Source organism: Jiella soli, from assembly GCF_020615385.1.
In the GTDB taxonomy this organism is placed as follows: domain Bacteria; phylum Pseudomonadota; class Alphaproteobacteria; order Rhizobiales; family Rhizobiaceae; genus VKMB-3413.
Genome location: NZ_JAJAVB010000025.1, coordinates 624,725 through 637,192 on the forward strand (window position 1 = coordinate 624,725; position 12,468 = coordinate 637,192).

Here is a 12,468-nt window from a genome sequence, read left to right on the forward strand (position 1 = left end):
GCCGGCATCCTGCAGCGTCGGACGCAGACTCGACCGGCGCGATATCGCTCAGAAGCGCGGCGGCTCTCGTCCCGCGGCGCGGCAGGCGGCGACGAGCGTGTTGGCCATCAGCATCGCGATGGTCATCGGACCGACGCCGCCGGGGACCGGCGTGATCGCGGCGGCCTTCTCGGCGGCCGAGGCGAAGTGGACATCGCCGACGAGCCGCGTCTTCGCGCTCCCATCCTCGCGCAGCCCCTTTTCCGGCGCCGCAATGCGGTTGATGCCGACATCGATCACCACCGCGCCGTCCTTCACATAGTCGCCGGTGATCATCTGCGGCCGCCCGACTGCGGCGACCAGAATGTCGGCGGACCGGCAGACGGCGGCAAGATCCCTGGTGCGCGAATGGGCGATCGTCACGGTCGCATTGGCGGACAGGAGCAGTTGCGCCATCGGCTTGCCGACGATGTTGGAGCGGCCGACGACGACGGCGGTCTTGCCCGACAGATCGTCGCCGAGGACGCTGCGGATCAGGAGCATCGAGCCGGCGGGCGTGCAGGGGACGAAAGCCTCGTCGACGGCTCCGGTCGACAGGAGGCCGACATTGACGAGATGGAAGCCGTCGACGTCCTTGGCCGCGTCGATCGCCTGGATCACCTTCGCCTCGTCGATCTGGACGGGCAGCGGCAGCTGCACCAGAATGCCGTGGATCCGAGGATCGGCGTTCAGCCTCGCCACCTCGGCGAGGAGCGCCGCTTCGGACGTATCCTCCGGCAGCTCGAACTTCTCGGAATGAAAACCGCATTCCGCGGCCATCTTCGCCTTGGAGGAAACATAGATCTGGCTGGCCGGGTCGGAGCCGACGATGACCACGGCGAGGCCGGGCGTCACGCCGGCTTCGCTGGAGAGTGTCTGCGCTTGCGCCTTGACCCTGTCGATGATGGTCGCCGCGACGGCCTTGCCGTCGATCCGTCTTGCTTCTGCCATGTCGTCTCGCTCCCGAACGCTTGAGGGCGGTGCCGCAGACTTCATAGAGCAGCGGGGCCGGCAGAAGAAAGGGCGGGCGGACGAAGGCGCATCCGCTGATGCGCAGACGCCGGGCCGCCCGGGATTCGGTCCGCCTCCAGACGGCGAGGCAAGTGACGTTCGTCACAGCGCGCTGCAATTGCTTCGATTATTGTCCTCTCATCGGCAGGAGCGAACCGCTCGCCGATCCCGATCATCCTGATACCGGCTCCGGGTCTGAGGCCGCCGGCATCGAGGCCATCTGCCGAAGAGTACTGCCCCGTCTCGACGGCACGATGCGGCGGGTCCCCGGTCTCTGGCCGGGGGCCCGCACATGATTCCCCTCCGAGCATGGCGTGCGCGCCGCGCGGCCGTTCCGCCGCTTCCTGTTCCCGTCAGGCGAATTCGTCGAGCGCCGGCATCGCTTCAAGGACGCGCGACGGCGGGAAGATCGCGATCGCCTCGGTGCCCTCCCGCAGCCGCGACAGAAGCTCGAACTGGCCGTTGTGCAGCTTGACCAGCGCCTGGACGATCGGCAGGCCGAGCCCGGTGCCCTGTTCGGCGCTCTTGATGGCGATCGAGCCCTGGCCGAAGGAGGACAGGACGATCGGGATCTCCTCTTCCGGAATGCCGGGGCCGTTGTCCCTGACCGAGACATATTGTCCGCCGCCGGCCGTCCAGCCGACGCGCAGGATGATCTCGCCGCCTCGCGGCGTGAACTTCACGGCGTTCGACAACAGGTTGATGATCACCTGCCGCACCGCCCGTTCGTCGGCCCACAGCGCCGGCAGATCCGGCTCGAACTCGGCGCGCAGCTTCAAGGATTTGGCTTCCGCCTTGATCCGGAGGATGGAGATGCAGTCGCGCGCGATCGCCACCATCTCAATCGCTTCCTCGTTGAGCGCGTAGCGCCCGGCCTCGATCCGCGACAGGTCCAGGATCTCGTTGATCAGGCCGAGCAGATGCTGACCGGAGGCGTGGATGTCGGCCACGTAGTCCTTGTAGGCCTCCGTTCCGATTGGCCCGAGGATCTCGTGGCCCATGACTTCGGAAAAGCCGAGGATCGCGTTCAGCGGCGTGCGCAGCTCGTGGCTGATGGTCGCAAGGAAATGCGATTTCGCGGCATTGGCATCCTCGGCCCTGAGGCGCGCCTCCTCCGACAGATTGCGCGCAGTCTCGAGCTCGGCGATCAGCTCGTCCTTGTCGGCCTGATAGGCGATCCGCTGTACGGCACTTCGCCTCAGGATCTCGGCGACCGCGGCGAAGAATGGCACCGCGCCGATCAGGACGCCGTTCATGGCGAGCCGCATCGGCTGCGGGTCGCTCAAGATGCCCCAGCCGAGCAAGGCGACGAGTGCCAGGAAGCTTGCCGGCACCACGGCCTTGAGGGTCGAGGAGATCATCGCCGTCGAGGCGATCGCCAGGAACAGGACCGCGAATCGGAAGATGTCGAAGGACAGCGGGGCGCACTGGCTGCAGCTGAGCGTCGCGAGATAGGCCCAGCACAGACCCGTCGCGATATGGCCGAACAGGAAGACCATCCGCCAGCGGGCGATCTGCTCGGCTTCGGCGGGCCCTGCCGAGTACCGCCGCGCCAGAATCACGAGGCCGAAATAGGCGGCGAGCGTCGCCAGCGTCCATAGCGCGGCGGCAAGGGCGCCGGTGAAGACCGACAGGCCGAAGCCGGCCAGCATGACCGGCAGCGGCATCACCACCGCCGCGCCGCGCAGGCCCGCGGCATGCTGTGCAAGGAGTTCCAGGCCGAAGCGGGGAATCAGGCCGCCGCGGGTCGACAGCCTTTCGCGCGTCGCCCGGAGCGTCTGCGTGAGGTCGCGGTTGCGCGGCTGGCGCCGGCGCGTGGCGAACTCGTAGGACGGCGGTGCTGCGATGGACATGAAACTAGGACGATCGCTCGGCTTCGCATTCGGACAGGGCTCATTCTGTTTCGAGAAGCTTAAAGAAATGCCTTAAAGAACCTGAAAGATCGGCCGGACCGGTGGAAAACCTCTGGAACCCCCGGTGCGACGGGGCTGCAGGCCGGAGCCTCAAGGGGCCAGCGGCGGGAGAGGTCGTCCCACCGGGCTCTTGCCGAAGCGGCGATTGAAACGGCGGCGGTGCCGGCCATTTCGTCGCGAAGGAGACAAGGAGGACGCCATGCGGCTCTATGACGGCGGGCGAGCCCCGAACCCGCGCCGGACCCGGATTTTCCTGGCCGAGAAGGGCATTGCTGTCGAGCTCGTGCCGGTGGACATCGCCAAGCTCGAGCACCGCGCCGGCGCGCTGGCGCAGAAGAACCCGCTCATGCGCTTGCCGGTGCTGGAACTCGACGACGGCACGATCATCACCGAATCGGTGGCGATCTGCCGCTATTTCGAGGCGATCAAGCCGGAGCCGCCGCTCTTCGGCACCGGGGCGCTGGGCCAGGCTAGGGCCGAGATGTGGAACCGCCGGCTCGAACTCGGCCTTTATCTTCCCGTCTCCACCGCCTTCCGGCACACCCATCCGGCCATGGCCGGGATGGAGGTGCCGCAGATCCGCGAATGGGGCGAGGCCAATCGCGGGAAGGCGCTGGAGTTCCTGGAGCTTTTCGATCGGCATCTGGCGGGCAATCGCTTTGCCGCGGGAGAGGATTTCTCGATCGCCGACATCACCGGTCTCGTCGCGATCGACTTTCTCAAGCCGGCGAAGATCGCGCTGCCGGACGATCTCGCCAATGTCCGGCGCTGGCACGAGGCGGTCGCCGCGCGGCCGAGCGCCGCGGCTTGAGGGGGCAGACTGCGCAGCAGCGGCCCGGCGAGGTCCCGCAGGAAAGCCCGGAAGCGCTCTACCGCCGCGTCCGCGCCTGCCGGATCTGCCGCGATTCGCCCGCCGGCAGACCGCTGCCGATCGAGCCCAATCCGATCCTCGCGATCTCCTCCACCGCGCGTCTCGTCGTCGCCGGGCAGGCCCCGGGCAACCTCGCCGACAAGACCACCAAGCCGTTCAACGACCCCTCCGGCGTACGCCTGCGCGACTGGATGGGGATCGGGCCGGAGGTGTTCTACGATCCGACCAAGCTCGCCATCGTACCGATGGGCTTCTGCTTTCCCGGCTATGACGCCAAGGGTGGCGACCTGCCGCCGCGCAAGGAATGCCGGGCGGCCTGGCATGATGAGGTGATGCGCGCCATGCCGCAGGTCGAGCTGATCCTGGCGATCGGTCTCTACGCGCAGGCCTTTCATATCGAGGGAGGCCGGCGGTCGCTGACCGAGACGGTGGCGGACTGGCGGGCGATTCTTCAGCGGGGCGGGCGCTACGCCCCGGTCCTGCCGCTGCCGCATCCCTCCTGGCGCAACAATGCCTGGCTGAAGCGCCACCCCTTCTTCGAGGCCGAACTCGTGCCGGCGCTGAGGCAGCGCGTGGCCGCACTCGTGTGAGCCGCTGCCGATCCGGTTGCAGCGGGAATCCGTGGGAGACGCAGCCGCAGCGGCGCGGCTCCACCCTACCGATTCAGCGCGCTCTCCTGTAAGTCTTTCGCCGTAAGACGGAGTGATGCGGGAATGGACCGGCTCGACAAGAAGATCCTGAGGCTTCTGCAGGAAGATGCGACGCTCGCCGTCGCCGACGTCGCCAAGCGCGTGGGGCTGTCGACGACGCCCTGCTGGCGGCGGATCCAAAAGCTCGAGGAGGAGGGCGTCATCAAGCGCCGGGTCGCGATCCTCGACCCGTCCCGCGTCAATGCGCGGGTGACCGTCTTCGTCTCGATCCGCACCAATTCCCATTCCAACGAATGGCTGAAGCGCTTTTCCGAGGTGATCGGCGAATTTCCCGAGGTGATCGAGTTCTACCGCATGAGCGGCGACGTCGACTATCTGCTGCGGGTCGTCGTGCCTGATATCGCCGCCTACGACGCCTTCTACAAGAAGATGATCGCCAAGATCGAGATCCGCGACGTCTCCTCCTCCTTCGCCATGGAGCAGATCAAGTACACGACCGAACTGCCGCTCGACTACATGGTGCTGGACAAGGAACCGCGCGGGGAGTGAACGGCGCGAGGGATCTCCTGTCGGCGCCGATTGCGCCGATCGCGGTTCCGCTTCAAGCGAGGATGACGGTGTAAGGCCGCTCCCGATCCGGACGTCACCGATTGAGCAGCGCCAGCAAACTCGACGTGTCCCAGCGCTTGCCGCCCATTGCCTCGACCTCGGCGTAGAACTGGTCGACGAGGGCGGTGACGGGCAGGCGGGCGCCGTTGCGCTTGGCTTCGGCAAGGCAGATGCCGAGGTCCTTGCGCATCCACTCCACCGCGAAGCCGTGGTCGTAATGGCCCTCGTTCATCGTCTTGTGGCGGTTCTCCATCTGCCAGGAGCCGGCGGCGCCCTTGGAGATCACCGAGACGACCTTCTCGATGTCCAGTCCGGACTTCTGGCCGAAGGCGATCGCCTCCGACAGCCCCTGGACGAGGCCGGCGATGCAGATCTGGTTCATCATCTTGGTCAGCTGGCCGGAGCCGGCCGGACCCATCAGCCCGACCATCTTGGCATAGGCCTCGATCACCGGCTTTGCCTCACCGAAGTCAGCCTGGTCGCCGCCGCACATCACCGTCAGCGCGCCGTTCTCGGCGCCGGCCTGGCCGCCGGAGACCGGGGCGTCGATGAATTTGATGCCCTTCTCGCTCGCCGCTTCCGCAAGCTCACGGGCGAGTTCGGCCGAGGCGGTGGTGTTGTCGACGAGGGTCGCGCCCTTGTCCATGCCGGCGAAGATGCCGTCCTCGCCATAGACGACGGAGCGCACGTCGTCGTCATTGCCGACGCACATGAACACGAAGCCGGCGCCGCTCGCGGCCTCGCGCGGCGAGGGCGCATGCTTGCCGCCGTACTGGTCGGCCCATTTCGCGGCCTTCTCGCTCGTCCGGTTCCAGACGGTGACGTCGTGGCCGCCCTTCTCCTTCAGGTGTCCGGCCATCGGATAGCCCATGACGCCCAAACCGATGAATGCGACCTTGGCCATGTGTCCGTCTCCCCGTCTGGCTCGCAATGGGTGCGAACTAGACCGCCGGGGGGCAGGGGTCAATCTGGGAGGCGCCGGGAAGGGCGGAATCAGGACGTGGCAGGCCTTGCGGGCAGCGGCCTGATCTCGATGGTGATCGGCCGGCCGACGGCGGAGGCATATTTCTGGATCGAGCCGGTCGAGACGGACTGGCGTCCGCTCTCCATCCGCGCGATCGCCGACTGCGACGTCCTCATCCGCTCGGCGACGTCCTTCTGGGAGAGCTTGGCGGCGCTGCGCGCGGCGATCAGGGCCTTGGCCACGGCGAACTCGGCGGCCATCGCGTCATAGGCCGCCTTCACCTCGGGATCGGCGAGGAGCTCTTCCCGAAACACCGAGAAGTCCTTCAATCTACCGCTCCAAATGCCGGGTCAGCCGCCGCTCCGCCCAGTTCGTGGCGTGCCGCAGGGCCTCGACGATGGCGAGGTAGAGGAGGGCCGCCCAGACATAGGTCTGGAAATCATAGGTACGCGAATAGGCCTGGCGGGTCTCGCCGAAGAGGTCGTAGACGGTGATGATCGCGACGATGGCGGACGCCTTGATCATCAGGATGATCTCGTTGGCATAGGGGCGAAGGGCGACGATCATCGCCTGCGGCAACACGACCTTGAAGAAGATCACCGCGCGCGACAAGCCGAGCGAGCGCGCCCCCTCCCACTGGCCCCTCGGCACGCTTTCGATCGCGCCGCGCAGGATTTCGGCCTGATAGGCCGCCGTGTTGAGCGCCAGCGAGAACAGCGCGCAGTACCAGGCCTCGCGGAAGAAGCCCCACAGGCCGATCGCCTCGAAGAAGCCGCGGAACTCGCCGAAGCCGTAATAGACGAGGAAGATCTGCGCGATCAGCGGCGTGCCGCGAAAGAAGTAGACGAAGACGAAGGCGGCGCCGCGCGCCAGCGGGTTCGTCGCCATGCGCCCGAGCGCCACGGGCAAGGAGACGATCGCCCCGCAGACGAAGGAGACGACGACCAGCGAGATCGTCACCCACAGGCCGGAGAGATAGGCCGGGCCGAAGCGGGTGAATAGCGACGGGTCGAACACCTCGACGATGTAGACGAGGAAGAGGACGGCGATCGCGATCCAGATGCTGATCGCGACGATGCCGGCGGGTTTCGGCCGCGCCCGCGGCGGGGCCGGTGCCTTGGCGGAGAGCGCCGCCTCGCTCACTTGGCCATCGCCCCGCGCTTGGTCCAGCGGTCGATCCGCCCGATTGCGAGCGAGGAGATCATCGTCAGGACGAGATAGAGGACGATCGCGACGCCGAAGAAGAGGAACGGCTCGCGCGAGACGCGCGCCGCGATCCCCGCCTGGCGCAGGATGTCGGATAGTCCGATGACGGAGACGAGGGCGGTGTCCTTCAGAAGGTTCATCCAGAGATTGGCAAGCCCCGGCAGCGCGATCTTGATCAGCTGCGGCAGGATGATCAGGAGCATGATGCGTGAATTCCTGAGGCCGAGCGCGGCGCCGCCCTCGCGCTGGCCGTGCGGGATCGCCCGGAAGGCGGAGAGGAACACCTCGCTCGCGAAGGCCGAGAAGACGACGCCGAGCGCGATCATGCCGGAGACGAAGCTCGACAGCGTGATGGCGGGAAGGCCCACCGCCTGGGTCGCCGACTTCAGCGCGCTGTTGACGCCGAAATAGACCAGGAACAGCGTCAGAAGTTCCGGCAGGCCCCGGAAGATCGTCGTGTAGATGTTGGCCGACAGGTTCAAAAGCCGGTCGTCCGACTGCTTGGCGATCGCCATCAGGAAGCCGACGACGAGCCCGATCGGCAGGGTCGCGACCGACAGCGAGGCGGTGACGAGGACCCCCCACGCGATGTCGTCGCCCCATCCCGTGGGGCCGAAGCCGATCAGGGTCCAGGTATCGTTCATCGGTTGTTATGGTTACGCATGACCGCACCGTTCAGCAAGCGACTGTCGCAGTGCATTCACAGTTGATGGCACTATGCATTTCTCTAACGATAAAGACCCGGAGGAACCCCCATGCATCTTTCCCGCCGCAACTTCGTCGCGAGCGCGCTCGCCGCGCCCGTCCTCGTGCGCTTCGCCAGCCTGCCGGCGCTCGCCAAGTCCGACATGCCCTCCGGCCAGGTGACGCCGATCTATCGCACTAAGGCCGGCGATGCCGTCGTCACCGCGGTCTCCGACGGCTATCTTGAACTCGACGTTTCGCTCCTGTCCAACATCAGCCCCGAGGACGCCGCGGCGCTGCTCCATCAGGCGTTCCGGGGAAAGCCGCCGGTGACGACGGGTGTCAACGCCTTCGTCGTCCAGATGGCGGACCGCACGGCGCTGATCGACACCGGCGCGGCCGGCGCGTTCCCCGAAACGGGCAGGCTCGTCGACCGGCTCACCGCCGCCGGCATTTCGCCCGAAACGGTCGACGATGTGCTGTTGACGCATCTGCATCCCGACCATGTCGGCGGCCTCGCCGCGAACGGCCAGCCGAACTTTCCGAACGCCATTGTCCATGTCCACCGCAAGGAACGCGATTACTGGACGAGCGAGGAGAACAAGGCGGCGGCTCCGGACGGCGCCAAGGGCATGTTCGACCTCGCCTCGGCGGCGATGACCGCCTATGGCGACCGGGTGAAGCCCTTCGACGGGCCCGGGGAGGTCGTGCCGGGCATTGCGGCGCGCGAACTCTTCGGCCATACGCCCGGCCATTGCGGCTACCAGATCGGCGAGGGCGAGGACGGGCTCCTCGTCTGGGGTGACATCGTCCATGTCGCGCCGATCCAGTTCCCGCGGCCGGATGTCGGCATCTCCTTCGATTCCGAGCCCGAAAAGGCGATCGCGACGCGCAAGGCGCTGCTCGATGAGGTCGCCCGGAACCGGACGAGGATCGCCGGCATGCACATCGCCTTCCCGAGCCTCGGCCATGTGGTTGAGGGGACGGGCGACCAGGCCTACGACTTCGTCCCGAGCGCCTGGCAGTACGATCTCGGCTGAGGCGCCACCAAGTCCGAGCGAAAGGAGCCGCGGCGAGGGATCGCCGCGGCTCCTTGTCTGACGAAGCGCCGGAAGCTTATTTGCCGTAGACGTCGAAGTCGAAATACTTGTCCTGGATCGTCTTGTAGGTCCCGTCCTCACGGATCGCGACGATAGCGTCGTTGAACATCTGCTTCAGCTTGTCGGAGCCCTTGCGCAGGCCGACGCCGACGCCCTTGCCGTAGATCTTCGGATCGGCCGGCAGCGTGCCGAGGATCTTGCAGCACTGGCCTTCGTCGCTCTTCACCCATTCGGTGAGAACGACGACGTCGTCCATGACCGCGTCGAGACGTCCGTTCTCGATGTCGAGCTTGTACTCCTCGGCCGTCGGGTACTGCCGCACCTCCGCGTCGGGGAAGAGCGCCTCGGCCGCCTGGGCGTGCGTGGTCGAGACCTGGGCGCCGATCTGCTTGCCCTTCAGCGCCTCATCCGTGGCTTCCTTGATGTCGGAATCCTTCGGCACGGCGATCGCCGGCGGCGTCTGGTAATATTTGTTGGTGAAGTCGATCTGTTTTTCGCGCTCCGGCGTGATCGACATCGAGGCGAGGATCGCGTCGAAATTGCCGTTCTGCAGCGCCGGGATCATGCCGTCCCAGTCCTGCGTGACGAAGGTGCAGGTGACCTTCATCTGGTCGCAGAGCGCCTTGGCGATGTCGACGTCGAAGCCCTTCAGCTCGCCCGAGGCGTCGAGGAAGTTGAAGGGTGGATAGGCACCCTCGGTGCCGATCACGACCTTAGACCAGTCCTTGCCGGAATCGTCCGACTGGGCGAAGGCGGAGCCGGCGGCGAGGGCGGAAAGGGCCGCAGCCAGGGCGAGGGTTTGGGCAAATCGCATGAAGACCTCTTGCTTGTCAGGAGGAGCATGCGCCGCGGCGTCTATCGAGCGCCGCTTTCCGATGCATGCCCACAAGGCGTGCATGCTGGCATTTTTTCCGGACCGGTGGCAACCGCGCCGGCCGGCGCGCGATGAATTTATGCTTTCCCGGAAAAGGCTTCGGCGAGAGCCAGATCGTCCGGCGTGTTGACGTTGAAGAAGGGATTGCCCTCCGGCGCGTGGTCGTTCGGCGGAATGTCGACGGCGCCATGCCCGACAGCGTCCAGGAAGGCGCGCATCGCGAGCGGCTTCCCGGCATCGAGCCATGCCGTGAGATCCGGCAAGATGGCGAGCGGCCAGAGCGACACCGTTGGCTGCAGCCGCCCGGCAAAGCGGGCGACGACGGGCCGGCTGCCTGCATCCTCCGTCATCCGTTCAACGATGTCCCTCGGCAGGAAGGGCGTATCGCCGGGGACGGTGAGGAGATGGGTGGCAAGAGCCGGCGTTTCGGCAAGCCGTGTCAGCCCGGCCTCGACCCCCGCCAGCGGTCCACGGAAATCCGCCCGGCGGTCGGCGACGAGTTCGAGGCCAAATGCCTCGTAGCCGGCCCCTGCCTGCGCGTTGATCCAGAGCGGCGCGCAGGAGCCCGACAGCCGGTCGACGACATGGGCGAGCATCGCCCGCCCGCAAAGGCGGAGCAGCGGCTTCGGCACGCCTCCGCCCATGCGGCTGCCGCGGCCACCGGCGAGGATGAGGCCGGCGGGCGTCATGGACGCAGAGGCGGCGCCGGCCGCCGGATCATCTCGGTGTGCTCGCTCGGCTCTGCCGACATTAATGCACCTGCGTCCTCGCCACTTTCGTCAGGCCGCGAACCCGCTCACGATAGAGCGTGTAGACGCCGCTCGCCACCACCACCGCCGAGCCGAAAAGCGTCGTCGCCGAAGGCAGGTCGCCGAACACCACGAAGCCGATGATCAGCGCGTAGAGCAGGATGGAGTAGCGGAATGGCGCGACGAAGCCGGCCTCGCCCACCCGCATCGCCTGGACGATGAAGATATAGCCGATGGCGATCGCCAGAGCGGCGCCGCAGAGATAGGCCGCGACCGGCGCGCTGACCGGTTGCCAGCCGCCGGTGAGCGGGATCAGCAGCCAGCCGACCAGGGTGACGCCGACGGCTGTGACCAGGGAGATGAAGAGCGAGGGGACCGCTCTGTCCATCCGCCGCGTGGTCAGGTCGCGCACCGCCGAGGCGAGGACGGAGGCGAGGACCGCCAGCGAATAGACGTTGAAGCCCTCCGTGCCAGGCTTCACGATGATCATCACCCCGAGGAAGCCGACGGCGAGCGCGGTCCAGCGGCGGCAGCCGACCGGCTCCTTGAAGAGCAGCGCCGCGGCGAGCGTGATCACCAGCGGCAGCGCCTGGAACACGGCCGAAGCGTTGGCGATCGGCATCTGGCCGAGCGCCGTGATGTAGGTGAGCGTCGCCAGGACGTCGGTCACCGTGCGCAGGAGCAGCCGGGGATTTTTGAGGAGTGCGGGCGGCCGCAGCGCTCCGAAGCGCCATGCCAGCAGGAAGAGGAACGCGGAGGCGGCAATCCCGCGCAGCGCCATGATCTGGGCCGTCGCGAGCTCCGCCGAGGCGAGCTTCACGAAGGTGTCGTTGACGACGAACCCCGCCATGGAAGCGAGCATCAACAGGGCTGCACGGAGATTGTCGCTGGGCAAGGGAGAAGCCGGAAGACATCGGGGCGGGAATTGCCGACGCTACATGATCTCCCTCGATTCGAGGATGATATTTCGAGAATTGCGCCGCGTCGGGCTGAGATCGAGCGGAATCGTCCTCCGATCAGGCGCTGCCTTTCGTGGATCGAGCACCGGCAGGCCTGCCGCCTCTCCCAATCCCGAGACGGTAGCGAGCCCGGGAATTCGAGCGCTGGAAGTATCGCCGGACCGTTCTAGCGAATACGCTGCGTAAAATTCTAATTTTCGACGTAATACGATGCTTGGATAGTTCGAGCAGGATGGGCTTTTCAAGGTGGGCAGGAAGAGGATGTCCTTCGATTTCTCTGCCGTGGATGCCGTTCTCGGTGGGTATCGCCAGCCGCGCAAGCGTCGCAGGCCGACGCATGCCGAGGTGGACGAGCCGGAACAGACGGCGCCCGCGCAGGCCCGGCCCGATCGGCCCCGCGAGGATGCGGATCCCGTGACCGGCGGGGCCGGCCGGGGCGTCGTCGGGCTGGAGACAGCGATCGGCGCGGTTTTTTCGGTCGCCAATCCCATCCCGGTCGAGGACCCGGCGCCTGCGATCGCAACTGCCGCCCCCGAACCGCCTCGCATGTCAGCGGATGGCGGCCATCGCGACGCACATTCCGGAATTGAATGCCTGACCAGCGAAGACGAACTGGCCAGCTTGCCCCTCGAGGATCTCGTGGATGCTCTGGCGCGGGAGCCCGAAAAGCCGGAACCGATCTCTGTGGAGCGACCGCCTTCATCTCGTGAGGATCCCCTCACGGAGGCGCACGGCGTTGTGGCAAGTGCTTCCCCTCCTCAGGACGAGGAGGCGGAGAGCGCTGCGAGCGTAGAGAGCGCTTCGGAGCCGGTAGCGGCGCCGGTCTTCAACTGGACGGACAGGGTTCGCCGCGTGTGAGC

The 12,468-nt window shown here is 66.7% G+C and carries 14 protein-coding genes; 5 read left to right on the forward strand and 9 right to left on the reverse strand.

Annotation, left to right across the window (positions count from 1 at the left end; translation table 11 throughout):
- Positions 1–48 precede the first annotated feature (48 nt).
- On the reverse strand, positions 49–969 hold the full coding sequence (gene folD / locus LH400_RS17370; RefSeq protein WP_229154178.1) for a bifunctional methylenetetrahydrofolate dehydrogenase/methenyltetrahydrofolate cyclohydrolase FolD: 921 nt from the start codon (positions 967–969) through the stop codon (positions 49–51).
- 413 nt (positions 970–1,382) lie between these two features.
- Positions 1,383–2,882, reverse strand: coding sequence for a sensor histidine kinase (locus LH400_RS17375; protein WP_229154180.1), 1,500 nt, complete (start codon positions 2,880–2,882; stop codon positions 1,383–1,385).
- A 259-nt stretch (positions 2,883–3,141) separates the two neighbouring features.
- On the opposite strand from LH400_RS17375, the gene LH400_RS17380 reads away from it, so the two are divergent.
- From LH400_RS17380 to LH400_RS17390, 3 genes are all read left to right on the forward strand, one after another.
- On the forward strand, positions 3,142–3,753 hold the full coding sequence (locus tag LH400_RS17380; RefSeq protein ID WP_229154182.1) for a glutathione S-transferase family protein: 612 nt from the start codon (positions 3,142–3,144) through the stop codon (positions 3,751–3,753).
- Positions 3,750–4,403, forward strand: a complete 654-nt coding sequence (locus LH400_RS17385; protein ID WP_229154184.1) for a uracil-DNA glycosylase family protein — start codon at positions 3,750–3,752, stop codon at positions 4,401–4,403. The genes LH400_RS17380 and LH400_RS17385 overlap by 4 nt, the downstream gene beginning before the upstream one ends.
- 123 nt (positions 4,404–4,526) lie before the next feature.
- Positions 4,527–5,012, forward strand: coding sequence for an Lrp/AsnC family transcriptional regulator (locus LH400_RS17390; RefSeq protein ID WP_229154186.1), 486 nt, complete (start codon positions 4,527–4,529; stop codon positions 5,010–5,012).
- A 94-nt stretch (positions 5,013–5,106) separates the two neighbouring features.
- Here the strand turns inward: LH400_RS17390 and LH400_RS17395 are convergent, their stop codons facing one another.
- The 4 genes from LH400_RS17395 to LH400_RS17410 form a co-directional block, all read right to left on the reverse strand.
- Positions 5,107–5,976, reverse strand: a complete 870-nt coding sequence (locus LH400_RS17395) for an NAD(P)-dependent oxidoreductase (RefSeq protein ID WP_229154188.1) — start codon at positions 5,974–5,976, stop codon at positions 5,107–5,109.
- An 89-nt stretch (positions 5,977–6,065) separates the two neighbouring features.
- Complete coding sequence (locus LH400_RS17400; protein WP_229154190.1) at positions 6,066–6,350, reverse strand: helix-turn-helix domain-containing protein; 285 nt, start codon at positions 6,348–6,350, stop codon at positions 6,066–6,068.
- 16 nt (positions 6,351–6,366) lie between these two features.
- Positions 6,367–7,179 carry an ABC transporter permease gene (locus LH400_RS17405; RefSeq protein WP_370638411.1) on the reverse strand — a complete coding sequence of 271 codons (813 nt, stop codon included), beginning with the start codon at positions 7,177–7,179 and terminating at the stop codon, positions 6,367–6,369.
- Positions 7,176–7,886, reverse strand: a complete 711-nt coding sequence (locus tag LH400_RS17410) for an ABC transporter permease (protein WP_229154192.1) — start codon at positions 7,884–7,886, stop codon at positions 7,176–7,178. The genes LH400_RS17405 and LH400_RS17410 overlap by 4 nt, the downstream gene beginning before the upstream one ends.
- A 111-nt stretch (positions 7,887–7,997) precedes the next feature.
- Between LH400_RS17410 and LH400_RS17415 the strand changes: the two genes are divergently transcribed.
- Positions 7,998–8,966, forward strand: a complete 969-nt coding sequence (locus LH400_RS17415; protein ID WP_229154194.1) for an MBL fold metallo-hydrolase — start codon at positions 7,998–8,000, stop codon at positions 8,964–8,966.
- A gap of 76 nt (positions 8,967–9,042) precedes the next feature.
- On the opposite strand, the gene LH400_RS17420 is transcribed toward LH400_RS17415, so the two are convergent.
- The 3 genes from LH400_RS17420 to LH400_RS17430 form a co-directional block, all read right to left on the reverse strand.
- Positions 9,043–9,840 carry an ABC transporter substrate-binding protein gene (locus LH400_RS17420; RefSeq protein WP_229154196.1) on the reverse strand — a complete coding sequence of 266 codons (798 nt, stop codon included), beginning with the start codon at positions 9,838–9,840 and terminating at the stop codon, positions 9,043–9,045.
- A gap of 137 nt (positions 9,841–9,977) precedes the next feature.
- Positions 9,978–10,589, reverse strand: coding sequence for a molybdenum cofactor guanylyltransferase MobA (gene mobA, locus LH400_RS17425; protein WP_229154198.1), 612 nt, complete (start codon positions 10,587–10,589; stop codon positions 9,978–9,980).
- Positions 10,590–10,650: 61 nt separating this feature from the next.
- Positions 10,651–11,544 (reverse strand): DMT family transporter, encoded by an 894-nt coding sequence (locus LH400_RS17430; protein WP_255617739.1) that lies wholly within the window; start codon positions 11,542–11,544, stop codon positions 10,651–10,653.
- Between the two features lie 325 nt (positions 11,545–11,869).
- Between LH400_RS17430 and LH400_RS17435 the strand changes: the two genes are divergently transcribed.
- A complete protein-coding gene (locus LH400_RS17435; RefSeq protein WP_229154202.1) occupies positions 11,870–12,466 on the forward strand; it encodes a hypothetical protein in 597 nt (198 codons plus the stop codon).
- The last annotated feature ends 2 nt before the right edge of the window (positions 12,467–12,468 follow it).

Bases quoted from the DNA above. Each gene is read 5' to 3' on its own strand.
- folD (WP_229154178.1), bottom strand. From the start codon at position 969: ATGGCAGAAGCAAGACGGATCGACGGCAAGGCCGTCGCGGCGACCATC.
- LH400_RS17375 (WP_229154180.1), bottom strand. From the start codon at position 2,882: ATGTCCATCGCAGCACCGCCGTCCTACGAGTTCGCCACGCGCCGGCGC.
- LH400_RS17380 (WP_229154182.1), top strand. From the start codon at position 3,142: ATGCGGCTCTATGACGGCGGGCGAGCCCCGAACCCGCGCCGGACCCGG.
- LH400_RS17390 (WP_229154186.1), top strand. From the start codon at position 4,527: ATGGACCGGCTCGACAAGAAGATCCTGAGGCTTCTGCAGGAAGATGCG.
- LH400_RS17395 (WP_229154188.1), bottom strand. From the start codon at position 5,976: ATGGCCAAGGTCGCATTCATCGGTTTGGGCGTCATGGGCTATCCGATG.
- LH400_RS17410 (WP_229154192.1), bottom strand. From the start codon at position 7,886: ATGAACGATACCTGGACCCTGATCGGCTTCGGCCCCACGGGATGGGGC.
- LH400_RS17415 (WP_229154194.1), top strand. From the start codon at position 7,998: ATGCATCTTTCCCGCCGCAACTTCGTCGCGAGCGCGCTCGCCGCGCCC.
- LH400_RS17420 (WP_229154196.1), bottom strand. From the start codon at position 9,840: ATGCGATTTGCCCAAACCCTCGCCCTGGCTGCGGCCCTTTCCGCCCTC.
- mobA (WP_229154198.1), bottom strand. From the start codon at position 10,589: ATGACGCCCGCCGGCCTCATCCTCGCCGGTGGCCGCGGCAGCCGCATG.
- LH400_RS17435 (WP_229154202.1), top strand. From the start codon at position 11,870: ATGTCCTTCGATTTCTCTGCCGTGGATGCCGTTCTCGGTGGGTATCGC.